The organism is Selenomonas ruminantium subsp. lactilytica TAM6421 (assembly GCF_000284095.1).
Classification (GTDB): Bacteria; Bacillota; Negativicutes; order Selenomonadales; family Selenomonadaceae; genus Selenomonas_A; species Selenomonas_A lactilytica.
In genome coordinates, this window is sequence record NC_017068.1 from 750,266 (window position 1) to 770,116 (window position 19,851).

Sequence of the window (19,851 nt, forward strand, 5' to 3'; positions counted from 1 at the left end):
AAGTGGCAAGAGAGTATTCCCTTGAAAAAACTCGTAATATCGGTATCATGGCACACATCGATGCCGGTAAGACGACTACTACTGAGCGTATCCTCTTCTACACCGGTGTAAATCACAAGATCGGTGAAGTTCACGACGGTGCTGCTACCATGGACTGGATGGTTCAGGAGCAGGAACGCGGCATCACGATTACGTCTGCTGCTACCACCTGTCATTGGAAAGACCATCGTATCAACATCATTGATACTCCGGGTCACGTGGACTTTACGGTAGAAGTTGAACGTTCCCTGCGCGTACTCGATGGTACCGTAGCAGTCCTGACTGCTCGCGGTGGCGTTGAGCCTCAGACTGAAACCGTATGGCGTCAGGCTGAGCGTTACAATGTTCCTCGTATGGCTTATGTCAACAAGATGGACATCACGGGCGCAGATTTCTACAATGTTATCAACATGATGCATGAACGTCTCCAGGCCAACGCTGTAGCTATCCAGCTGCCAATCGGTGCTGAAGACACCTTCCAGGGCATCATCGACCTCGTCAAGAACGAAGCCATCGTTTATGAAGACGACCTCGGCAAAGTTGCTGACGAAGTTGCTATTCCTGATGACATGAAGGAAAAAGCTGAAGAGTATCGCGAAAAGCTGCTCGAAGCTCTCTCCGAACTCGATGACGAGTTCATGGAAAAATACCTCGGTGGCGAAGAAATCTCTGAAGAAGAGATCAAGAAAGTCATTCGTAAGGGCACCGTTGAGTGCAAGCTCGTGCCGGTAACCTGCGGTACTTCCTATCGCAACAAGGGCGTTCAGCCCCTGCTCGATGCCATCGTTGATTATATGCCGGCTCCGGTAGATATTCCGCCTATCAAGGGTATCAACCCGGATTCCGGTGAAGAAGACCATCGTCCTTCCAGCGACAGTGAGCCGTTCTCTGCTCTGGCCTTCAAGATCATGACCGACCCCTATGTTGGTAAGCTGGCATTCTTCCGCGTTTACTCCGGTGTGCTCGATGCTGGTTCCTACGTGTTCAACTCCACGAAGGGCAAGAAAGAGCGTATCGGCCGTATCCTGCAGATGCACGCTAACAACCGTAAGGAAATCGAAAAGGTTTACAGCGGTGACATCGCTGCTGCTGTTGGTCTCAAAGACACCACGACTGGTGACACGCTGTGCGACGAAGCACATCCCATCATCCTCGAATCCATGGAATTCCCGGATCCCGTTATCTCCGTTGCTGTTGAACCGGCTACGAAGAACGACCAGGAAAAGATGGGCGTAGCTCTCCAGAAACTGGCTGAAGAAGATCCGACTTTCCGTGTGCGTACCGATCAGGAAACTGGTCAGTGCATCATCTCCGGCATGGGTGAGCTTCACCTCCAGATCATCGTTGACCGTATGCTCCGCGAATTCAAAGTGGACTGCAAGGTTGGCGAACCGCAGGTTGCTTATCGTGAAACGATTCGCAAGACTGTTAAATCCGAAGGTAAGTTCGTTCGTCAGTCCGGTGGTCACGGTCAGTATGGTCATTGCTGGCTCGAACTCATTCCGCAGGAACCGGGTGAAGGCTTCAGCTTTGAAAATAAAGTTGTCGGTGGTGCAATTCCGAAGGAATTCATCAACCCGATCGAAGCCGGCGTTAAGCAGGCTATGGAAACTGGTGTTGTTGCCGGTTATCCGATGGTGGACATCAAAGCTATCGTTTACGATGGTTCGTTCCACGAAGTTGACTCCTCTGAAGCAGCGTTCAAGGTTGCCGGTTCCATGGCATTCAAGAGCGGTGCAGAGAAAGCCAACCCGGTTCTCCTTGAACCGTACGTAAAAGTCGAAGTCACCGTTCCGGAAGAATACATGGGCGATGTCATCGGCGACCTGAACTCCCGTCGCGGCCGTATCGATGGTATGGAAGCACGCAACGGTGCTCAGGTAATCAACGGGTTCGTGCCCCTTTCCGAAATGTTCGGTTATTCCACGGACCTTCGTTCCAAGACTCAGGGCCGAGGGAACTACAGCATGGAAGTAGCTTACTATGATGAAGTTCCTAAAAATATAGCCGAAAAGGTTATTGCTAAAAACAAAGGCGAATAAGGGAGGAAAAAACACAAATGGCTAAAGAAAAGTTTGAGAGAACTAAACCGCATGTTAACATCGGCACCATTGGTCACGTTGACCATGGCAAGACGACGCTGACGGCTGCAATCACGAAGTGCCTGGCTGAAAAAGGCATGGCAAAATTCGAAGATTACGCTGATATCGATAAGGCTCCGGAAGAGCGTGAACGCGGTATCACCATCAACACGGCACACGTTGAGTATGAGACGGAAAAACGTCATTATGCACACGTTGACTGCCCGGGCCACGCTGACTATGTAAAGAACATGATCACTGGTGCTGCTCAGATGGATGGTGCTATCCTGGTAGTTTCCGCTGCTGATGGCCCGATGCCGCAGACTCGTGAGCACATCCTGCTCGCTCGTCAGGTAGGCGTTCCTGCAATCGTTGTTTTCCTGAACAAGGTTGACCAGGTTGACGATCCTGAACTGCTCGAACTGGTTGAAATGGAAGTTCGCGAGCTGCTCTCCAGCTACGAATTCCCTGGCGATGACATCCCTGTTATTGCTGGTTCCGCTCTGAAGGCTCTGGAAGGCGATGCTGACATGCAGGCTAAGATCTATGAGCTGATGGATGCTGTTGACGAATACATCCCGACTCCGACCCGTGATACGGATAAGCCGTTCCTGATGCCGGTTGAGGACGTGTTCACGATCACTGGTCGTGGTACTGTTGCTACGGGCCGTGTAGAACGTGGCGAACTGAAGCTGAACGACACGGTTGAAATCGTTGGTCTCCAGGATGAACCGAAATCCACGGTTGTAACTGGTATCGAAATGTTCCGTAAGATGCTCGACAGCGCTGTTGCTGGCGATAACATCGGTGCTCTGCTCCGCGGTATCGACCGTAAGGAAATCGAACGCGGTCAGGTTCTGGCTAAGCCGGGTTCCATCAACCCGCACACGAAGTTCAAAGGTCAGGTTTACGTTCTGACTAAGGAAGAAGGCGGCCGTCATACTCCGTTCTTCACGAACTATCGTCCGCAGTTCTACTTCCGTACGACTGACGTTACGGGCGTAGTTACCCTGCCGGCTGGCACGGAAATGGTTATGCCTGGCGATAACATCGAGATGGATGTTGAACTCATCACTCCGATCGCTATCGAAAAAGGTCTGCGTTTCGCTATCCGCGAAGGTGGCCACACTGTTGGTGCAGGCCGCGTAACTGACGTAGAAGCCTAATTTACAGTTATTAAACCTATAAAATAAGAGCGGCGCTCGCGTCGCTCTTATTTAAAGGTTTGAATTAATATGGTACCCCCCAACGCGATGACGTGGCAGATGGCTCGGCATTGTCCGAGGGAACTGTTACGGAGAAATGTTTGGGCCAAGAGTCCGGACGATAAGGAGGAAAACAAATTGTCTAAGAACCAAAAGATTAGAATCCGGTTGAAGGCTTATGATCACAAAGCCCTCGATCAGAGCGCAGTAAAGATTGTGGATACTGCAAAGAAGACTGGTGCTATGGTATCTGGTCCGATTCCACTGCCGACGGAGAAAAATATCTACACGATTTTGCGTTCCCCGCATGTCAATAAGGATTCCCGCGAGCAGTTCGAAATGAGAACTCATAAGCGTCTTATCGACATCCTGCAGCCGACGAACAAGACGGTTGATGCACTGATGCGTCTCGACCTTCCGGCTGGTGTAGACATCGAAATCAAATTATAATCCGAGGAGGTGGAATGAATGTCTAAAGCAATTTTAGGTAGAAAACTGGGCATGACCCAGATCTTCACGGAAGAGGGCAAGGTTGTCCCCGTTACTGTTGTAGAATCTGGCAACAATATCGTTATCCAGAACAAGACGGTTGAAAACGACGGTTACAACGCTGTTCAGCTTGGCTTCGGTGAAGTTAAAGAACATAAGGTAAACAAACCGATGAAGGGCCATTTCGACAAAGCTGGTGTTAAGCCGGTCAAGTTTATCCGCGAAATGCGTCTTCAGGATCCTTCTGAATACAAAGTCGGTGATTCCATCGGCGTTGACATATTTAGCGAAGGCGAGTTAGTCGATGTTACTGGTACTTCCAAGGGTAAAGGTTTTGCCGGCGGTATCAAACGTCACAACTTTGCTCGTGGTCCCATGGGCCATGGTTCCAAATCTCATCGTGAGCCGGGTTCCACTGGTGCGATGATTTCCGGTCCTGGCGGACGCGTGCTGAAAGGCAAGAAGCTGCCTGGCCGCATGGGTGGCGAACGCGTTACGGTTCAGCGCCTCACGGTTGTCCGTGTAGATGCAGACCGCAACCTGATCCTCATCAAGGGCGCTATTCCGGGCCCGAAGAAGAGCTTCGTTGTGATTAAGAACACCGTTAAACCGGGCAAAAACTAATTGGAAGGAGGATAACCTAAATTATGGCTACAGTAGCAGTTTATGACATCACCAACAAGCAGGTTGGCGATATCGAACTCAATGACAATATCTTCGGCGTAGAGATGAACGCAGGTCTTCTCCATCAGGCCGTTGTTATGCAGCTCGCAGCACAGCGTCTTGGCACGCATGCTACGAAGACGAGAAGCTTCGTCCGCGGTGGCGGTCGTAAGCCTTGGAAGCAGAAGGGCACCGGCCGTGCTCGTGCTGGTTCCACGCGCAGCCCGCTGTGGGTAGGCGGCGGTACGGTATTTGGTCCGCATCCGCGCAAGTATGCTTTCAGCATGCCCCGCAAGCAGCGCCGTCTGGCTATCAAGTGCGCTCTCTCCGATAAAGTGAAGAATGGCGAACTGGTAGTTCTCGACAGCCTCGAATTCGAAGCTGCTAAGACGAAGCAGGTTGTTAAGATGATGAGCGATTTCTCCGTTGAGAAGAAGGCTCTCCTTATCACTGCAGATGAAGCAGAAAACGTAGAAAAGTCTGCACGCAATATTCCGGGTGTGAAGGCAATCAGCATGATGGGCCTCAATGTTCATGATATCCTGAATCATGACAAGCTGTTCATCACGAAGGATGCCGTTACCCGTATCGAGGAGGTATTCGCATAATGGAAGCACGTGATATCCTGATCCGTCCGCTGATTACGGAAAGAACGACTCAGCTCATGGCTGAAGGCAAATACGTCTTCGTTGTGGCGAAAGCAGCCAACAAGATTGAAATTGCTAAAGCAGTTGCTGAAATCTTCAACGTAAAAGTTGAAAAGGTCAATACGGTTAACGTACTTGGCAAAACGAAGCGCATGGGCCGCAACGTTGGCAAGCGCGCTGATTATAAAAAGGCTATCGTGAAACTCGCTGCTGGCGACAGCATTGAGCTTTTCGAAGCGTAAACCCTTGCAAGGAGGAAATTTAAGTGGCAGTAAAGAGTTTTAAACCTTACTCTGCAGGTCGCCGTTTCATGACCGTCGCTTCCTTCGACGAAATTACGGCAAGCAAACCTGAAAAATCCCTGACTGAGCGCCTGGTGAAAAAAGGCGGCCGCAACCAGCAGGGCAAACTGACCGTTCGCCATCAGGGCGGCGGCCACAAGCGTCTGTATCGTGTAATCGACTTCAAGCGCAACAAGGACGGTATCCCCGCTCGCGTGGCTACCATCGAATATGACCCGAACCGCAGCGCACGTATCGCTCTCCTCAACTACGTTGATGGTGAAAAGCGCTACATCCTCGCTCCGAACGGTCTGAAAGTCGGCGATAAAGTTGTATCCGGTCCGGATTCCGATATCAAGGTTGGTAATGCCCTGCCTTTGAAGAACATCCCCGTTGGTACGACGATCCACAACGTAGAGCTGAAGATTGGCAAGGGTGCCCAGCTGGTTCGCAGTGCTGGTACTTCTGCTCAGCTCATGGCAAAGGAAGGCGATTACGCACTCCTCCGTATGCCGTCTGGCGAACTTCGCAAGGTGCATATCAACTGCCGTGCAACCATCGGTGAAGTTGGCAACCTGGAGCATGAAAACATTACGATTGGTAAGGCTGGCCGTAACCGTTGGCTGGGCGTTCGTCCGGAGAACCGCGGTACTGCTATGAACCCGAACGACCATCCGCATGGTGGTGGTGAAGGCCGCAGCCCTGTTGGCCGCAAGAACCCTGTTACGAAGTGGGGCAAATGCGCTATGGGTGCCAAGACTCGTCGCAAGAAAGCTTCCGATCGTCTCATCGTCAGAGGCCGCACGAAATAATGATAGAATCGGGCAGGCAGCATAAAGCCGCCTGACGGAAGGAGGATACACTTTGTCAAGATCTATTAAAAAGGGACCTTTCGTTGCAGAAAGCCTCATGAAGAAAATCACGGCTCTCAACGAAGCTAACGATAAAAAAGTTGTAAAGACCTGGTCCAGAAGCTCCACGATTTTCCCGGACTTCGTAGGTCATACGATTGCTGTTCATGATGGCCGCAAGCATGTTCCCGTTTATGTAACGGAAGACATGGTTGGCCACAAACTCGGTGAGTTCGCTCCCACCCGTACCTTCAAAGGTCATGCTGGTGAAGAGCGCAAGACCGGACTCAAGTAATTTTGCGAAAGGAGAATCCTTGTGGAATCTAAAGCAGTAGCTAAGTTCGTTCGCATCACTCCGCGCAAAGTTCGTGTTGTCCTGGATCTCATCCGTGGCAAGAACGTCGCAGAGGCCTTTGCGATCCTGAAATTCACGCCGAAAGCTGGCGCTGTAGTAGTTGAAAAAGTTCTGCGTTCTGCTGTAGCAAACGCTGAGAACAATTATGATATGGACGTTGACAAGCTCGTCATCAAGACGGCTTTCGCTGATGACGGCCCAACGATGAAACGCATCCATCCGCGTTCCCGTGGGCAGGCCTTCAAGATTTTGAAGCGCACGTCCCATGTAACCATCGTCGTAGACGAGAAGAACTAAGAAGGAGGGAAACGGATTGGGTCAGAAAGTAAATCCGCATGGTATTCGTCTTGGCATCGTCAAGACTTGGGATGCTAAGTGGTATGCAGACAAAGATTTTGCAGATAACCTGCATGAAGATATTAAAATCCGCGATTATCTGAAGCAGAGCCTTCAGGCAGCTGGTGTTTCTCGCATTGAGACGGAGCGTAGCAAGAACCGCCTCAAGATCACGATTCACACGGCTAAACCGGGTATGGTAATCGGTCGCGGTGGTTCCGGTATCGAACAGATCAAAGAAGGTCTGAAGAAGTACACGGAAAAGAAGGTTGACATCAATATCGCTGAAATCAAGCAGCCGGATATGGATGCAACGCTGGTTGCTGAAAACATCGCTCAGCAGCTCGAACGCCGTATCGCTTTCCGCCGCGCTATGAAGCAGGCTGTTGGCCGTACGATGCGTCTTGGCGCCAAGGGTATCAAGGTTGCTCTGAGCGGCCGTCTTGGCGGTGCCGAAATTGCTCGTAAGGAAGCTTATCGTGAAGGCAGCATTCCTCTGCACACGCTTCGCGCTGATATCGACTACGGTACGGCAGAGGCACATACGACTTATGGCCGTATCGGCGTAAAAGTATGGATCTTCAAGGGTGAAGTTCTTCCGGAAAGAAAGCAGCGTCAGGCTGTAGCTGAAGGGAGCGAAGCTTAATGTTATTACCAAAGAGAGTTAAATATCGTAAGCAGTTCCGTGGCCGTATGAAGGGCAAGGCTCATCGCGGCAACACCGTTAGCCATGGTGAATATGGTCTGGTTGCTCTGGAACCCGCTTGGATCACGAACCGTCAGATCGAGGCTGCTCGTATCGCAATGACCCGTTACATCAAACGTGGCGGTCAGGTTTGGATCAAAATTTTCCCGGATAAGCCGGTAACGGCAAAACCGGCTGAAACCCGCATGGGTTCCGGTAAAGGTTCGCCGGAATACTGGGTGGCTGTAGTTAAGCCGGGCCGCGTACTGTTCGAAATGGACGGCGTATCCCGTGAAGTTGCTCAGGAAGCAATGCGTCTGGCTGGCCATAAGCTGCCGATCAAGACGAAGTTCGTTGTTAAAGAAGATGTAAAAGCAGAGGGCGGTGAAGTAAATGAAGGTTAATGAAATCCGTGAGATGAGCGCTGACGAGCTTAACCAGAAACTTACTTCGCTCAAAGAGGAACTGTTCAACCTCCGTTTCCAGCTCGCTACTGGCCAGCTCGAGAACCCGATGCGTATCAAAGAAGTAAAGAAGACGATCGCCCGTATCAAGACGATCCAGCGCGAAGCCGAACTGAAGGCCTAATCGCACACTGATATGCAGAAGGAAGGAGGCTCCCTAATGAGCGAAAGAAACGTACGTAAGATTAAAGTCGGCAAAGTCATTTCCGACAAGATGGATAAAACGGTTGTTGTAGCAGTTGAAGAGCTCGAACAGCACAAGCTCTACAAGAAGCCGGTTAAGAGAACGGTTAAATTCCATGCTCACGATGAGAAGAACGATGCTCACGTAGGCGACAAGGTTTCCCTGATGGAAACTCGCCCGCTGTCCAAGACGAAGCGTTGGAGAGTTGTGGAAGTTATCGAACGCGCTAAATAAGCAAAAATCAAGAAGAAGGAGGTCCAACAATGATCCAACAGCAAACAATCCTGCAGGTTGGCGACAACACTGGTGCAAAAGAAATCATGTGCATCCGTGTTCTCGGTGGTTCTTACCGCAAGTATGCCAACATTGGTGACATTATCGTAGCTGCAGTTAAATCCGCTGCTCCGGGTGGCACGGTGAAGAAGGGCGATGTCGTTAAGGCAGTTGTCGTTCGCAGCGTGAAAGGCCTGCGCCGTGCAGACGGTTCCTATATCCGTTTCGATGAAAACGCCGCAGTTATCATCAAAGAAGACAAGACTCCGAAAGGTACGCGTATCTTCGGACCGGTAGCTAGAGAACTTCGCGATAAAGACTTCATGAAGATCGTTTCCCTGGCTCCTGAAGTACTTTAATTGTGAGGAGGTGCGATTTTGGCATTCGTTAAGATGAACGTTAAGAAGGGCGATACGGTCGTTGTATTGTCCGGCAAAGATAAAGGCAAGCAGGGCAAGGTTATCACGGCTATGCCCAAGCACGGTAAGGTTGTTGTGGAAGGCGTTAACAAAGTGAAACGTCACACGAAGCCGAACCAGAAGGCTCCCCAGGGCGGTATCCTGGTGAAGGAAATGCCCATGCACGCTTGCAAAGTTATGCTGGTTTGCCCGGCATGCTCCAAAGCAACCCGCGTTGCTCATAAAGAAGTCAATGGCAAGATGGTTCGCGCCTGCAAAAAGTGCGGCGAAGTTATCGACCAGACGAAATAATCAGGAAAGGAGGAGCATAAGTGGATAGATTACAGGAAAAATATCAGAACGAAGTCTGCAAGGCTATGACCGAGAAGTTCGGTTACAAGAACGTGATGCAGCTTCCGAAGATCGAAAAGATCATCATCAACATGGGTGTGGGCGAAGCCGTTGGCAACCCCAAGGCTCTGGATTCTGCAGTGGCTGATCTCACCATCATCGCTGGCCAGAAGCCGCTCCTGACCCGTGCAAAGAAATCCCTCGCTGCCTGGAAACTGCGTGAAGGCATGCCCATCGGCTGCAAAGTTACTCTTCGCGGTCAGCGCATGTACCAGTTCCTCGACAAGTTCATGAACGTGGCTCTGCCCCGCGTACGTGACTTCCGCGGTGTAAGCGACAAGGCTTTTGACGGTCGCGGCAACTACGCTATCGGCCTGAAAGAGCAGCTCATCTTCCCGGAGATCGAATACGACAAGATCGACAAGCTCCGCGGTATGAACATTGTTATCGTTACGACGGCACAGACGGATGAAGAAGCCAGAGAGCTCCTGAAACTCATGGGTATGCCGTTCAAAGCATAAGGAGGTAAGGAAACTTGGCTAAGAAAGCTATGGTAGAAAAGTGGAGCAAAGAACCGAAGTTCTCCACTCGCGGTTACAACCGTTGCAAGATTTGCGGCCGTCCGCATGGTTATATGCGTAAGTTCGATATGTGCCGTATCTGCTTCCGTGAGCAGAGCTACAAAGGCGCTATCCCTGGCGTAACCAAAGCCAGCTGGTAAGATTGATTTAAAGTAAAAGGAGGATATCGATTCAATGGCAATGACTGATCCTATTGCAGATATGCTGACTCGTTTGCGCAATGCAAACAACGTATACCACGAAAGTGTTGAAATCCCGGGTTCCAAGATCAAGACGGCTATCGCCGAAGTTCTGAAGGAAGAGGGTTTCATCAAGGACTACACCTTCACTGAAGATGGCAAGCAGGGCATGATCTCTGTTTCCCTCAAATACGGCCCGAACCGTGAGAAGGTTATTTCCGGTATCAAACGTATTTCCAAGCCTGGTCTCCGTCAGTACGCAAAGAAGAGCGAACTTCCGCGTGTTCTGGGCGGCCTCGGCATCGCAATCATCTCCACTTCCAAGGGCATCATGAGCGACAAGCAGGCTCGCAAAGCTGGCCTTGGCGGCGAAGTTGTAGCATACGTTTGGTAACGAAAAGTAGTCAGGAGGTGTACAGATGTCAAGAATTGGTAATGCACCGATTGAAATCCCAGCAAACGTAACCGTCACTGTTGGCGATGACAATTTGGTAAGTGTTAAAGGCCCGAAAGGTGAACTTTCCCGCCAGATTAGCTCAGAAATGAAAATAACCGTCGAAGGCAACGTTCTCACCGTAGCACGTCCTTCCGACGATAAGACGCACAGATCTCTCCATGGTCTTTCCCGTACGCTCATCAACAACATGGTTGTTGGTGTTACGGAAGGCTTCTCCAAGAGTCTCGAAATCAATGGTGTCGGCTACCGTGCTCAGCTCAAGGGCAACGCGCTGAACCTGTCCCTTGGTTTCTCCCATCCGGTAGTTGTTGAGCCGCCGCAGGGCATCAAGTTCGAATGCCCCTCTGCGAACGCTATCACGGTTTCTGGTATCGACAAAGAAGTTGTTGGCCAGATCGCCGCTGAAATCCGCAGCTTCCGTGAACCGGAGCCGTACAAAGGCAAGGGTATCAAATACGCTGGCGAGCATATCCGTCGTAAAGAAGGTAAAGCTGGCGCTAAGGGCAAGAAATAAGGAACTGATTCGAGAAAGGAGTGAATCTCTGTGCTGGTTAAAGCAGATAAAAACAAGGCACGTCAGAAACGTCATCTGCGTGTCCGCAACCATATCGCAGGTACGGCAGCTCGTCCGCGCCTCAACGTATATCGCAGCCTGGCAAACATTTATGCTCAGGTCATTGATGATGAAAAGGGCGTAACGCTCGTTTCCGCAAGCACTCAGGACAAGGGTTTTGAAAACTACGGCGGCAACATCGAAGCAGCTAAGGCTATCGGTGCTGAAGTTGCTAAGCGTGCTCTCGAAAAGGGCATCAGCGAAGTCGTTTTCGACCGTGGCGGTTATGTGTACCATGGCCGTGTGGCTGCTCTGGCTGAAGCTGCTCGCGAAGCAGGTCTGAAGTTCTAAATCATCAATACTGAAGGAGGTAAATGAATGGCTAGAAATATGGACAACGAAACTCCAGAGTTCGAGGAGAAAGTTGTATACATAAATCGAGTTGCGAAAGTCGTCAAGGGCGGCCGTCGTTTCTCGTTCAGTGCTCTCGTTGTTGTTGGCAACAAGAAGGGCAAGGTTGGCGTAGGTCTCGGCAAAGCTGCTGAGGTTCCCGAAGCTATCCGCAAAGGTGTTGAAGATGCAAAGAAGAACCTCATCGAGGTTGCACTCTTCGACGGTCGTACGATCCCGCACGAGATGCTGGGCATCTTCGGTGCTGGTAAGGTTATGATGAAGCCGGCTGCCAAAGGTACTGGTGTCATCGCTGGCGGTCCGGCTCGTGCCGTACTGGAACTGGCTGGTATCCACGACATTCTGACCAAGTCCCTGGGTTCTTCCAACCCGAACAACATGGTACGCGCTACGATGGAAGGCCTCAAGGCCCTCAAGCGTGCTGAGACGGTTGCTGAACTCCGTGGCAAGACGGTTCAGGAAATCTTAGGTTAAGGAGGGCACGACAATGGCAAAAATTAAAGTAACGCTTAAAAGAAGCCTGATCGGCCGTCCCGAAACGCAGCGCAAGACTGTTCGTTCTCTTGGCCTGCGCAAGCTCAACTCCGTTGTTGAACTGCCGGACAACCCGGCTATCCGCGGTCAGCTCCACAAAGTAGAGCATCTGATTACCGTAGAAAAAATCGCAGAATAAGATAAGAACAGGAGGTGCACGCAGATGAAATTACATGAATTACAGCCAGCAGCTGGTTCCCGCAAGGTTCGCAACCGTGTAGGTCGCGGTCTGGGTTCCGGTAACGGCAAGACTTCCGGTAAGGGCATGAAAGGCCAGAACTCCCGCAGCGGCGGCGGCGTTCGCACGGGTTTCGAAGGTGGCCAGATGCCTCTGTACCGTCGTCTCCCGAAGCGCGGTTTCAAGAATATCTGGGCTAAGACCTTCGCTGAAGTGAATGTTGAATCCCTGAACCGCTTCGAAGACGGCACGACGGTTGATCCCGTTGTTCTCGTTGAAGCAGGCATCCTGAAGAACGTTCAGGATGGTATCCGCATTCTCGGCAACGGCGAACTGACGAAGAAGCTGACGGTTCGCGCTAACGGCTTCACGAAGTCCGCTGAAGAGAAGATCACCGCTGCAGGCGGCCAGATCGAGAAAATTGAGGTGAAGTAAGGTGCTTTCAGCCCTTGGCAACGTATGGAAAATTCCGGAGCTTAGGCAGAAAATAACCTTTACTTTGATTATGTTTGCCATCTTCCGGATGGGGACTCATATCCCCGTTCCGGGGGTTGACCCGACAGCGATTGAGCAGTTGTTCGCAAACGGCAACCTCTTTGGTCTGTTAGATCTCTTCTCGGGTGGTGCTTTCAGTAAGTTCTCCATCTTCGCGATGTCCATTACTCCTTACATCAATGCGGCGATTATCATTCAGCTGCTGAATGTGGTAATTCCCACATTGGAGCAATGGTCCAAAGAAGGTCAGGAAGGACATAAGAAGACCACCCAGGTTACCCGCTACCTCACGGTAGTATTGGCTTTCCTTCAGGCAATTGGCATGTCCATCGGCCTGAAGGCAGCTATCTTAAATCCAAGTCCCGTCAACATCCTGATCATTGCGATCACCTTGACGGCGGGTACGGTGTTCCTGATGTGGCTCGGTGAGCAGATTACGGCCAACGGTGTTGGTAATGGTATTTCTCTTATCATCTTCGCTGGTATCGTAGCAGCTTTGCCGAAGAACATCGGCACCATCTATCATTACGTCCAGGCTGGTACCATCAGCTACTTCTCCGTGTTCATGTTTGCTCTCATCGCCATTGCGATGGTGGTATTCGTGGTACATGTGGAAAATGGCTTCCGCCGCATCCCCATTTCCTATACGAAAAGGGTGGGTGCCCGCGGTACCTATGGTGGTCATTCCAGCCACATCCCCCTGAAAGTCAATCAGGCGGGCGTAATCCCAATTATCTTTGCGTCATCCGTGCTGATGTTTCCAGTAACCATTGCCCAGTTCATTGAGATTCCCTGGGTAAAGACCGTTGCCAGTTATCTGGAGTGGGGTAAACCATTACAGACTACATTATATGTAGGCATGATAATCTTCTTTACCTACTTCTATACTGCGGTTACTGTAAAGATATCGGATATGGCAGAGAATCTGAAAAAATACGGTGGTTTCATCCCGGGCATCCGTCCGGGACAGCCAACGGCAGATTATTTAGATCATGTCATGACTCGTATCACGCTTGCTGGCTCGATTTTCCTGGCTTTCATTGCCGTACTGCCGAATATGGTAGCAGCCGCTACTAATATTCAGGGTGTATACTTTGGCGGTACAGCCCTGCTGATTGTGGTGGGCGTTGCCCTCCAGACCATGAAGCAGATTGAAGCCATGATTGTTATGCGCCACTACGAAGGGTTCATGAAATAATAAGGAGGCAAACATTATGCATATCCTGTTAATGGGCCCCCCGGGTGCCGGCAAAGGCACGCAGGCGGCTGAACTGGTCAAAGAGTTTTGTATTCCTCACATCTCCACGGGCGATATGTTCCGTGCAGCTGTGAAGGAAGGCACCGAGCTCGGCAAGCAGGCGAAAGCCTGCATGGACGCTGGTAAGCTCGTTCCTGACGAAGTTACCATCGGCATTGTCCGTGAGCGTCTTGCCAAAGATGACTGCAAGAAAGGTTTTATCCTCGATGGTTTCCCCCGTACTGTTGAGCAGGCTGATGCCCTCAAAGGTATTCTGGAAGACCTCGGGCTTAGCCTGACGCGTGTTCTGAACATCAATGTTCCGGCAGCTGACCTCATCGAGCGTGCTGTGGGCCGCCGCATCTGCAAGAAGTGCGGTGCTACCTATCACGTGAAGTTCAATCCGTCCAAGACGGAAGGGACCTGCGATGAGTGCGGCAGCGAACTCTTCCAGCGTGCTGACGATACGGAAGAAACGATGAAAAGCCGTCTTTCCGTATACGAAGATTCCACGCGCCCGCTGATTGATTACTATCAAAAAGCTGGTCTCTATACGGAAGTGGATGGCAGACAGGCGATTGACAAAGTTACCGCAGATCTCGTTGCAGTTCTGAAGGGCTGAGTCAAAACCGTTGGTGGTCGTTGAGATCCACTGAACGATAGAAGTTGTTGTAAGGGCGGCAGTATTTGCCGCCTATTACAATGCTATATGGATTAACAACCTGTTGTTGGGCATGGCATTTCTAAGAAATGCAAAAGCTCCTTAGATGACTTTGGCCCAACCAATTTATACATCTATAAGAGGAGAAACACATGTCGAAACAAGATGTTATTGAAGTAGAAGGCAAAGTCCTGGAAGCACTGCCAAACGCAATGTTCCAGGTTGAGCTAGAGAATGGTCATGTTGTACTGGCGCATGTATCCGGCAAGATCCGCATGAACTTCATCCGTATCCTTCCGGGAGACAAAGTCACTATCGAACTCACGCCGTATGACTTAACGCGTGGCCGTATAACCTACCGATTCAAGTAAGTCATCTCCGCTTTTGCTTATAGTTTGCTGTGTTTGTTATCATTTAAAATTTTTTATAAAAATTTCATTTTGCCACTAGGCAAGGGAAGGCAAACATGCTATACTAGCAAAATGAGACTGACAATAAGGAAAAGGGGGCACAACAAAAATGAAGGTAAAACCGTCAGTAAAGCGGATTTGTGAAAAATGCAAAGTCATTAAGCGCAAAGGCCGTGTAATGGTCATCTGCGAAAATCCCAAGCATAAACAGAGACAAGGTTAATTAAGAAATAAGGAGGTGCTTTATTAATGGCACGTATTGCCGGTGTAGATTTACCCCGTGACAAGAGAATTGAAATTGCTTTGACGTACATCTTCGGTATTGGTCTGAAGACTTCCAAGGACCTGCTGAAGGAGACTGGTATCAATCCGGATACCCGTACTCGTGATCTCACGGAGGATGAAGTTGTAAAACTTCGTGATGCCATCGATAAGAACGTTCTGGTTGAAGGTGACCTTCGCCGTGAGCGCCAGATGAACATCAAGAGACTCGTTGATATCGGCTGCTACCGTGGTCGTCGCCACCGTCTTGGTCTGCCCGTTCGTGGTCAGAACACCAAGAACAACGCCCGTACCCGTAAAGGCCCGAAAAAGGCCGTAGCAGGCAAGAAGAAATAAAGGAGGGTTAACTGGTGGCAGTTAAGAAAGCAGTCCGCACGAAGAAAAAAGTTCGTAAGAACGTCGAATATGGCGTAGCCCATATCAGTTCTACGTTTAACAATACGATTGTAACGCTTACCGATAAGAGCGGTAATGCACTTTCCTGGGCCAGCGCAGGCGGCCTTGGTTTCCGCGGCTCCCGTAAGAGCACGCCGTTCGCTGCACAGATGGCAGCTGAAACGGCTGCAAAGGCAGCTATGGAACATGGCCTCAAGCAGGTCGAAGTATACGTTAAGGGTCCTGGTGCCGGCCGTGAAGCCGCAATCCGTTCCCTGCAGGCAACTGGCCTCGAAGTAAACATGATCAAAGATGTTACTCCGATTCCGCACAACGGATGCCGTCCGCCGAAGCGTAGAAGAGTTTAATAGGAGGTGCAATAGATAGTATGGCAATTGATAGAGTACCAGCCCTGAAAAGATGCCGCGCCCTCGGCATTGAACCGGCTGTTATCGGTCGTTCCAAAGAATCCAAACGTCAGCCGCGCCGCACGAACCGCAAGGTTTCCGAATACGGCATGCAGCTGAAGGAAAAGCAGAAAGCAAAATTCATCTACGGCGTACTGGAAAAGCAGTTCCGTGGATACTACGATAAAGCTAAGAAGATGCAGGGTGTAACGGGTGAAAACCTCCTTGGTCTTCTCGAGCGCCGTCTGGACAACGTTGTTTTCCGTCTTGGCCTCGCTAATACGCGTCGTCAGGCTCGCCAGCTCGTTCGTCACGGTCACTTCACCGTTAACGGCCAGCGCGTAGACATTCCGTCCGCTCTGGTTTCCGCTAACGATGTCATCGCAGTTAGCGAAAAGAGCCAGTCCAATGCTTTCTTCAAAGAACTGAAGGAAAGCAGCAATGCCCTGTCCGCTCCGGCATGGCTCCAGGCTGACCAGGCTAACCTCACGGGTACGGTAACGCGTTTCCCGAACCGTGAAGAAATCGATGTTCCTGTTAACGAGCAGGCTATCGTCGAGTTGTACTCCAAATAATGAATATTTGTGCCTGTGTGCATAGTGTTCGATTAGTTATTGAGGAGGTTCATTTCAGATGATAGACATCGAGAAACCGAAAATTGAAATTGTGGAAATCAGTGAAGACAACCGTTACGGCAAGTTCGTCTGCGAACCCCTTGAACGTGGTTACGGTACGACTTTCGGCAACAGCCTGCGCCGTATGCTTCTGTCTTCCCTGGAAGGTTCTGCAATTACCTCCATTCGCATTGATGGAGTTCTCCATGAGTTCTCCACCATTCCGGGTGTCCGGGATGACGTGACCAACATCGTTCTGAACCTGAAGCAGCTCTGCCTCAAGATGGCAGGGAGCGAGCCCAAGGTGATCCGCATTGACGTGGAAGGCGAAAAGGAAGTTACGGCTGCCGACATCATCTGTGATGCCGACATTGAGATCCTCAATCCGGACCTCCACATTGCAACGGTTGACGCAACCGGCAAACTCAAGATTGAGATGACGGTTGCCCGTGGCCGTGGCTACATTCCGGCAGAACGCAATAAAAAGCCGGATGACACGATTGGAGTAATTCCCATTGACTCGATTTTCTCCCCGGTACAGCGTGTAAACTACACCGTGCAGGACACGCGTGTAGGTAACGAGACCGACTATGACAAGCTGATTCTCGAAGTATGGACCGATGGTTCCCTGCGTCCGGAAGAAGCTGTCAGCAAAGCAGCCGGTATCCTCGTGATGCACCTGAAGCTGTTCCAGAGCATGGACGGTCTGCCGGAAGAAATCGAAGAGGAAGAAGCAACCTTCCCCGAAGAGGTAGAGGATGATACTTCCAAGGTCCTCGAAATGACCATTGAAGACCTCGACCTCTCGGTACGTTCCTTCAACTGTCTGAAACGCGCCAACATCAACACGGTCGCTGATCTTGCTGAGAAGACGGAAGATGACATGATGAAGGTCCGCAACCTCGGCCGCAAGTCTCTTGAAGAAGTCAAGAAGAAGCTCGAGGAACTCGGTTTGGCACTGAGAGTAAACAACGATTGAAGAGAGGGAAATAAATGAGCTACAGAAAATTAGGACGTAACTCCGCAGCCCGTAAGGCGCTGTTCACTAGCATTCTTACTTCCTTCTTCAGATATGGACGCATTGAAACGACGGAAGCAAAGGCAAAAGAGCTCCGCAAATTTGCTGAGCAGCTCATCACGCTGGCAAAGCGCGGTGACCTGAGCGCCCGCCGCAAGGCAATCGCATCCCTTGCTGATGAAGATGTAGTAAGAAAGCTGTTCGACGAAATCGCAGCTAAGTATGCTGACCGCCAGGGCGGTTACACGCGTATCCTCAAGCTCGGCGTTCGTCGCGGCGATGCTGCTCCGATGGTTATCATCGAGCTGGTGTAATTCGATATTACCGCAACTAAAAGTCCTGACCGGAAGGTCAGGACTTTTTGGCGTAGGGAAGTGCCGTGAGAATCAAAGTACAGATAGGCAATTATACGATCAATCATCTATTGGTCCATTGCCTAAGATGATGCCGCCGTGGATGATTACAGGTGTACTGCTGGCGGCGGTGGGAGTGGGGAGTTTTGCGGCGAGCCTGCAGGGGGTATCGAGGACGTAGGCAGTGGCGAGAACGGCGTCCTCTTTTATCTTGCGATAGCTTTTGCTGTCAAGCTCGGCTTTGTAGACGGCAAAGTCATGGGGGGCAATGGTGGTGGTACATAGTGCTTGAGTGAAGGCCATACCATCGGACCATTGCCATATCTTTTTGCCGTTTTTGTCGGTGATGAGGAAATCATAGACTTGGCCGCTGCGGTGGTTGATGGTGTAAGGTGTGTCGCCTGTGTTGCTGATCTTGAGCTCCATGAGCAGGCGGCCATGGCGTTCCTGCAAGGTCAGTTCCTCGGTAATCTGCTCATACTGCAAGGCGGCATAGGTATTGCTGCTGGTCTTTGTGCTGGTGCGCGAAGCCGGGAAGCTGATGCCGATACCAGTGCCAAAACCGGCCGAAGCGGCGGTGGGGATGGATAAGCAGATAGCTAATAGGAAGGGAATCAGTATTTTGCACATAATAGATCCTCCTGATAGAGTTTACTTCCTGTTCCTGTATTTTCCATTTTAGGGGAATATTCCTGCTGGTTGGTTGGGATTTGGCTGTTTAGGTGACGAAATATTGGCAGGAAAGGGTAACTGGTGACTTAGAAGGCAAAGGGAACTTTCCAGGCATCTTCCAGCATATCCATGTTCCAGCGGGCATTGGCCGGGCTGGTGGATGGCAGCTGATAAAAATGGATGTCTTTGCGGCTCAGGAGCTCTTTGTTGTATTTTTTGAAGCATTGGAAGGATTTTCCACCGTTGAAGCAGATGGTACGGATATGAGGGTATTGGATGAGCAGGGCAGAGAAATCATTGCCTTGCTCATTTTTGATGTCAGCATCGAGGCTGCCCTGACGTTCACAGGCGGCGATGGAATCCCAAAGGGCGACATGGTGGCGCAGTAGCATGGTCAGCCGTTCTTCATAGCAATGCGGTGCGGAAGAATGTTCCAAAATCCGTGCCATCAGTGGCCAGAAGCGGTTTTGGGGATGGGCATAGTATTGTTGGGCGCCCAGAGATGCCACGCTGGGCATGGAGCCAAGGATAAGATGTGTGCAGTTTTCGTCAATGCTGGGCGAAAAACCAATACAGCAAGCATTTGAAGTAGACACAATGAAACCTCCTAAATAATCTTATTATCCATCATAGCATAATAATCCGTGGAGGATTTCTGGTCAAGGGATTTCTTTTCTGGTGGCGGGGGCAGGATAAGCTGCAGGCAGGCAAGGACATAGTCAGCCTGATCCGAGCGGGCGATACCGGTCTTGCACCATAGAGCGAAATGCTCACAGTTATTCAGCAGCAGGTTATAACCCCGCTCGCCCAATTTACTGCGGGCGCGGGCTACTGTTTCCTGTGGCGTGAACAGGTGGACATCATCACCGAATAATTTCCGGGCTATCCAATCAAAGAGCGGGGGGCCGGACTGCCGGACGGAATTGATCACATAGACCGTGTCGCTGGCTCCCATGAATTCCGCTAATGTTGTTTCAGCGATAATCCCATCACTCAGCAGGGGATTTTTTTCTTTGTGGTAGTGTACGACCATCTGATTGCCGGCATATATGCCGAAGTGGCGGTAGCCGGTGCGTTTGACATAGATGATGTCACCAACATGGACCGTGGCCATATAATCTTCCTTTCATAC

General features: G+C 50.7%; 35 protein-coding genes. 32 read left to right on the forward strand and 3 right to left on the reverse strand.

What is annotated here, in order from left to right; all coding sequences use genetic code 11:
* The first annotated feature begins 2 nt into the window (after nucleotides 1–2).
* The 32 genes from fusA (at nucleotide 3) to rplQ (ending at nucleotide 18,008) form a co-directional block, all read left to right on the forward strand.
* Nucleotides 3–2,081 carry an elongation factor G gene (fusA, locus tag SELR_RS03575; RefSeq protein WP_014423832.1) on the forward strand — a complete coding sequence of 693 codons (2,079 nt, stop codon included), beginning with the start codon at nucleotides 3–5 and terminating at the stop codon, nucleotides 2,079–2,081.
* A gap of 17 nt (nucleotides 2,082–2,098) precedes the next feature.
* Nucleotides 2,099–3,286: an elongation factor Tu gene (gene tuf / locus SELR_RS03580; RefSeq protein WP_014423833.1), complete on the forward strand. Its 1,188-nt coding sequence runs from the start codon at nucleotides 2,099–2,101 to the stop codon at nucleotides 3,284–3,286.
* Between the two features lie 177 nt (nucleotides 3,287–3,463).
* Nucleotides 3,464–3,775 (forward strand): 30S ribosomal protein S10, encoded by a 312-nt coding sequence (gene rpsJ / locus SELR_RS03585; RefSeq protein ID WP_014423834.1) that lies wholly within the window; start codon nucleotides 3,464–3,466, stop codon nucleotides 3,773–3,775.
* 18 nt (nucleotides 3,776–3,793) lie between these two features.
* Nucleotides 3,794–4,438 (forward strand): 50S ribosomal protein L3, encoded by a 645-nt coding sequence (gene rplC, locus SELR_RS03590; RefSeq protein ID WP_014423835.1) that lies wholly within the window; start codon nucleotides 3,794–3,796, stop codon nucleotides 4,436–4,438.
* Nucleotides 4,439–4,461: 23 nt separating this feature from the next.
* Complete coding sequence (gene rplD / locus SELR_RS03595; protein WP_014423836.1) at nucleotides 4,462–5,085, forward strand: 50S ribosomal protein L4; 624 nt, start codon at nucleotides 4,462–4,464, stop codon at nucleotides 5,083–5,085.
* On the forward strand, nucleotides 5,085–5,366 hold the full coding sequence (gene rplW / locus SELR_RS03600) for a 50S ribosomal protein L23 (protein ID WP_014423837.1): 282 nt from the start codon (nucleotides 5,085–5,087) through the stop codon (nucleotides 5,364–5,366). Before rplD ends, rplW begins: the two co-directional genes overlap by 1 nt.
* Before the next feature lie 23 nt (nucleotides 5,367–5,389).
* Entirely contained in the window at nucleotides 5,390–6,217 is an 828-nt protein-coding gene (gene rplB / locus SELR_RS03605) for a 50S ribosomal protein L2 (RefSeq protein ID WP_014423838.1), read from the forward strand.
* 52 nt (nucleotides 6,218–6,269) lie between these two features.
* A complete protein-coding gene (rpsS, locus tag SELR_RS03610) occupies nucleotides 6,270–6,551 on the forward strand; it encodes a 30S ribosomal protein S19 (protein WP_014423839.1) in 282 nt (93 codons plus the stop codon).
* 21 nt (nucleotides 6,552–6,572) lie between these two features.
* Nucleotides 6,573–6,908 carry a 50S ribosomal protein L22 gene (gene rplV / locus SELR_RS03615; protein ID WP_014423840.1) on the forward strand — a complete coding sequence of 112 codons (336 nt, stop codon included), beginning with the start codon at nucleotides 6,573–6,575 and terminating at the stop codon, nucleotides 6,906–6,908.
* A 16-nt stretch (nucleotides 6,909–6,924) separates the two neighbouring features.
* Complete coding sequence (rpsC, locus tag SELR_RS03620; RefSeq protein ID WP_014423841.1) at nucleotides 6,925–7,593, forward strand: 30S ribosomal protein S3; 669 nt, start codon at nucleotides 6,925–6,927, stop codon at nucleotides 7,591–7,593.
* Nucleotides 7,593–8,036 carry a 50S ribosomal protein L16 gene (gene rplP, locus SELR_RS03625; protein ID WP_014423842.1) on the forward strand — a complete coding sequence of 148 codons (444 nt, stop codon included), beginning with the start codon at nucleotides 7,593–7,595 and terminating at the stop codon, nucleotides 8,034–8,036. Before rpsC ends, rplP begins: the two co-directional genes overlap by 1 nt.
* Nucleotides 8,026–8,220 (forward strand): 50S ribosomal protein L29, encoded by a 195-nt coding sequence (gene rpmC, locus SELR_RS03630; RefSeq protein ID WP_014423843.1) that lies wholly within the window; start codon nucleotides 8,026–8,028, stop codon nucleotides 8,218–8,220. Before rplP ends, rpmC begins: the two co-directional genes overlap by 11 nt.
* A 36-nt stretch (nucleotides 8,221–8,256) precedes the next feature.
* Nucleotides 8,257–8,514, forward strand: coding sequence for a 30S ribosomal protein S17 (rpsQ, locus tag SELR_RS03635; protein WP_014423844.1), 258 nt, complete (start codon nucleotides 8,257–8,259; stop codon nucleotides 8,512–8,514).
* A 29-nt stretch (nucleotides 8,515–8,543) separates the two neighbouring features.
* Nucleotides 8,544–8,912 carry a 50S ribosomal protein L14 gene (rplN, locus tag SELR_RS03640; protein ID WP_014423845.1) on the forward strand — a complete coding sequence of 123 codons (369 nt, stop codon included), beginning with the start codon at nucleotides 8,544–8,546 and terminating at the stop codon, nucleotides 8,910–8,912.
* A gap of 33 nt (nucleotides 8,913–8,945) precedes the next feature.
* Entirely contained in the window at nucleotides 8,946–9,263 is a 318-nt protein-coding gene (gene rplX, locus SELR_RS03645) for a 50S ribosomal protein L24 (protein ID WP_173435952.1), read from the forward strand.
* A 20-nt stretch (nucleotides 9,264–9,283) separates the two neighbouring features.
* Complete coding sequence (gene rplE, locus SELR_RS03650; protein ID WP_014423847.1) at nucleotides 9,284–9,823, forward strand: 50S ribosomal protein L5; 540 nt, start codon at nucleotides 9,284–9,286, stop codon at nucleotides 9,821–9,823.
* A gap of 14 nt (nucleotides 9,824–9,837) precedes the next feature.
* A complete protein-coding gene (locus SELR_RS03655) occupies nucleotides 9,838–10,023 on the forward strand; it encodes a type Z 30S ribosomal protein S14 (RefSeq protein WP_014423848.1) in 186 nt (61 codons plus the stop codon).
* Between the two features lie 34 nt (nucleotides 10,024–10,057).
* Nucleotides 10,058–10,456, forward strand: a complete 399-nt coding sequence (gene rpsH, locus SELR_RS03660) for a 30S ribosomal protein S8 (RefSeq protein ID WP_014423849.1) — start codon at nucleotides 10,058–10,060, stop codon at nucleotides 10,454–10,456.
* A gap of 25 nt (nucleotides 10,457–10,481) precedes the next feature.
* The gene (gene rplF / locus SELR_RS03665) at nucleotides 10,482–11,033 is read left to right on the forward strand and encodes a 50S ribosomal protein L6 (RefSeq protein WP_014423850.1); all 552 of its coding nucleotides are present in this window, start codon (nucleotides 10,482–10,484) and stop codon (nucleotides 11,031–11,033) included.
* Between the two features lie 30 nt (nucleotides 11,034–11,063).
* Nucleotides 11,064–11,423 carry a 50S ribosomal protein L18 gene (gene rplR / locus SELR_RS03670; RefSeq protein WP_014423851.1) on the forward strand — a complete coding sequence of 120 codons (360 nt, stop codon included), beginning with the start codon at nucleotides 11,064–11,066 and terminating at the stop codon, nucleotides 11,421–11,423.
* A gap of 27 nt (nucleotides 11,424–11,450) precedes the next feature.
* The gene (gene rpsE / locus SELR_RS03675; RefSeq protein ID WP_014423852.1) at nucleotides 11,451–11,957 is read left to right on the forward strand and encodes a 30S ribosomal protein S5; all 507 of its coding nucleotides are present in this window, start codon (nucleotides 11,451–11,453) and stop codon (nucleotides 11,955–11,957) included.
* Between the two features lie 13 nt (nucleotides 11,958–11,970).
* Nucleotides 11,971–12,156 carry a 50S ribosomal protein L30 gene (rpmD, locus tag SELR_RS03680; protein WP_014423853.1) on the forward strand — a complete coding sequence of 62 codons (186 nt, stop codon included), beginning with the start codon at nucleotides 11,971–11,973 and terminating at the stop codon, nucleotides 12,154–12,156.
* Between the two features lie 24 nt (nucleotides 12,157–12,180).
* A complete protein-coding gene (rplO, locus tag SELR_RS03685) occupies nucleotides 12,181–12,630 on the forward strand; it encodes a 50S ribosomal protein L15 (RefSeq protein ID WP_014423854.1) in 450 nt (149 codons plus the stop codon).
* A 1-nt stretch (nucleotide 12,631) separates the two neighbouring features.
* Entirely contained in the window at nucleotides 12,632–13,888 is a 1,257-nt protein-coding gene (secY, locus tag SELR_RS03690; RefSeq protein ID WP_014423855.1) for a preprotein translocase subunit SecY, read from the forward strand.
* Between the two features lie 16 nt (nucleotides 13,889–13,904).
* Nucleotides 13,905–14,549 carry an adenylate kinase gene (locus tag SELR_RS03695; RefSeq protein WP_014423856.1) on the forward strand — a complete coding sequence of 215 codons (645 nt, stop codon included), beginning with the start codon at nucleotides 13,905–13,907 and terminating at the stop codon, nucleotides 14,547–14,549.
* Between the two features lie 191 nt (nucleotides 14,550–14,740).
* A complete protein-coding gene (gene infA, locus SELR_RS03700) occupies nucleotides 14,741–14,959 on the forward strand; it encodes a translation initiation factor IF-1 (RefSeq protein WP_009645081.1) in 219 nt (72 codons plus the stop codon).
* Nucleotides 14,960–15,107: 148 nt separating this feature from the next.
* A complete protein-coding gene (rpmJ, locus tag SELR_RS03705) occupies nucleotides 15,108–15,221 on the forward strand; it encodes a 50S ribosomal protein L36 (RefSeq protein ID WP_014423857.1) in 114 nt (37 codons plus the stop codon).
* Nucleotides 15,222–15,247: 26 nt separating this feature from the next.
* On the forward strand, nucleotides 15,248–15,616 hold the full coding sequence (gene rpsM, locus SELR_RS03710) for a 30S ribosomal protein S13 (RefSeq protein ID WP_014423858.1): 369 nt from the start codon (nucleotides 15,248–15,250) through the stop codon (nucleotides 15,614–15,616).
* A 14-nt stretch (nucleotides 15,617–15,630) separates the two neighbouring features.
* On the forward strand, nucleotides 15,631–16,023 hold the full coding sequence (rpsK, locus tag SELR_RS03715; protein WP_014423859.1) for a 30S ribosomal protein S11: 393 nt from the start codon (nucleotides 15,631–15,633) through the stop codon (nucleotides 16,021–16,023).
* Nucleotides 16,024–16,043: 20 nt separating this feature from the next.
* Nucleotides 16,044–16,637, forward strand: a complete 594-nt coding sequence (rpsD, locus tag SELR_RS03720) for a 30S ribosomal protein S4 (RefSeq protein WP_014423860.1) — start codon at nucleotides 16,044–16,046, stop codon at nucleotides 16,635–16,637.
* A 58-nt stretch (nucleotides 16,638–16,695) separates the two neighbouring features.
* Nucleotides 16,696–17,655 (forward strand): DNA-directed RNA polymerase subunit alpha, encoded by a 960-nt coding sequence (locus SELR_RS03725; protein ID WP_014423861.1) that lies wholly within the window; start codon nucleotides 16,696–16,698, stop codon nucleotides 17,653–17,655.
* Nucleotides 17,656–17,669: 14 nt separating this feature from the next.
* Nucleotides 17,670–18,008 (forward strand): 50S ribosomal protein L17, encoded by a 339-nt coding sequence (gene rplQ, locus SELR_RS03730; RefSeq protein ID WP_014423862.1) that lies wholly within the window; start codon nucleotides 17,670–17,672, stop codon nucleotides 18,006–18,008.
* Nucleotides 18,009–18,107: 99 nt separating this feature from the next.
* Here rplQ and SELR_RS03735 read toward each other — a convergent pair whose 3' ends face one another.
* The 3 genes from SELR_RS03735 to SELR_RS03745 form a co-directional block, all read right to left on the reverse strand.
* Complete coding sequence (locus SELR_RS03735) at nucleotides 18,108–18,677, reverse strand: BsuPI-related putative proteinase inhibitor (RefSeq protein ID WP_014423863.1); 570 nt, start codon at nucleotides 18,675–18,677, stop codon at nucleotides 18,108–18,110.
* Between the two features lie 128 nt (nucleotides 18,678–18,805).
* Complete coding sequence (locus tag SELR_RS03740) at nucleotides 18,806–19,315, reverse strand: DNA-deoxyinosine glycosylase (protein ID WP_014423864.1); 510 nt, start codon at nucleotides 19,313–19,315, stop codon at nucleotides 18,806–18,808.
* Between the two features lie 11 nt (nucleotides 19,316–19,326).
* On the reverse strand, nucleotides 19,327–19,833 hold the full coding sequence (locus tag SELR_RS03745; protein WP_014423865.1) for a lecithin retinol acyltransferase family protein: 507 nt from the start codon (nucleotides 19,831–19,833) through the stop codon (nucleotides 19,327–19,329).
* Between the last annotated feature and the right edge of the window lie 18 nt (nucleotides 19,834–19,851).

Coding starts and splice junctions, on each gene's coding strand:
- rplO (WP_014423854.1), top strand. CDS start 12,181: ATGAAATTACATGAATTACAGCCAGCAGCTGGTTCCCGCAAGGTTCGC.
- rpsQ (WP_014423844.1), top strand. CDS start 8,257: ATGAGCGAAAGAAACGTACGTAAGATTAAAGTCGGCAAAGTCATTTCC.
- rplF (WP_014423850.1), top strand. CDS start 10,482: ATGTCAAGAATTGGTAATGCACCGATTGAAATCCCAGCAAACGTAACC.
- rplQ (WP_014423862.1), top strand. CDS start 17,670: ATGAGCTACAGAAAATTAGGACGTAACTCCGCAGCCCGTAAGGCGCTG.
- rpmJ (WP_014423857.1), top strand. CDS start 15,108: ATGAAGGTAAAACCGTCAGTAAAGCGGATTTGTGAAAAATGCAAAGTC.
- tuf (WP_014423833.1), top strand. CDS start 2,099: ATGGCTAAAGAAAAGTTTGAGAGAACTAAACCGCATGTTAACATCGGC.
- rpsH (WP_014423849.1), top strand. CDS start 10,058: ATGGCAATGACTGATCCTATTGCAGATATGCTGACTCGTTTGCGCAAT.
- SELR_RS03695 (WP_014423856.1), top strand. CDS start 13,905: ATGCATATCCTGTTAATGGGCCCCCCGGGTGCCGGCAAAGGCACGCAG.
- infA (WP_009645081.1), top strand. CDS start 14,741: ATGTCGAAACAAGATGTTATTGAAGTAGAAGGCAAAGTCCTGGAAGCA.
- rpsD (WP_014423860.1), top strand. CDS start 16,044: ATGGCAATTGATAGAGTACCAGCCCTGAAAAGATGCCGCGCCCTCGGC.
- rpmD (WP_014423853.1), top strand. CDS start 11,971: ATGGCAAAAATTAAAGTAACGCTTAAAAGAAGCCTGATCGGCCGTCCC.
- rplW (WP_014423837.1), top strand. CDS start 5,085: ATGGAAGCACGTGATATCCTGATCCGTCCGCTGATTACGGAAAGAACG.
- SELR_RS03735 (WP_014423863.1), bottom strand. CDS start 18,677: ATGTGCAAAATACTGATTCCCTTCCTATTAGCTATCTGCTTATCCATC.
- SELR_RS03745 (WP_014423865.1), bottom strand. CDS start 19,833: ATGGCCACGGTCCATGTTGGTGACATCATCTATGTCAAACGCACCGGC.
- rpsE (WP_014423852.1), top strand. CDS start 11,451: ATGGCTAGAAATATGGACAACGAAACTCCAGAGTTCGAGGAGAAAGTT.
- rplP (WP_014423842.1), top strand. CDS start 7,593: ATGTTATTACCAAAGAGAGTTAAATATCGTAAGCAGTTCCGTGGCCGT.
- rplC (WP_014423835.1), top strand. CDS start 3,794: ATGTCTAAAGCAATTTTAGGTAGAAAACTGGGCATGACCCAGATCTTC.
- SELR_RS03725 (WP_014423861.1), top strand. CDS start 16,696: ATGATAGACATCGAGAAACCGAAAATTGAAATTGTGGAAATCAGTGAA.
- rpsM (WP_014423858.1), top strand. CDS start 15,248: ATGGCACGTATTGCCGGTGTAGATTTACCCCGTGACAAGAGAATTGAA.
- rpmC (WP_014423843.1), top strand. CDS start 8,026: ATGAAGGTTAATGAAATCCGTGAGATGAGCGCTGACGAGCTTAACCAG.
- rplX (WP_173435952.1), top strand. CDS start 8,946: ATGAACGTTAAGAAGGGCGATACGGTCGTTGTATTGTCCGGCAAAGAT.
- rplD (WP_014423836.1), top strand. CDS start 4,462: ATGGCTACAGTAGCAGTTTATGACATCACCAACAAGCAGGTTGGCGAT.
- rplN (WP_014423845.1), top strand. CDS start 8,544: ATGATCCAACAGCAAACAATCCTGCAGGTTGGCGACAACACTGGTGCA.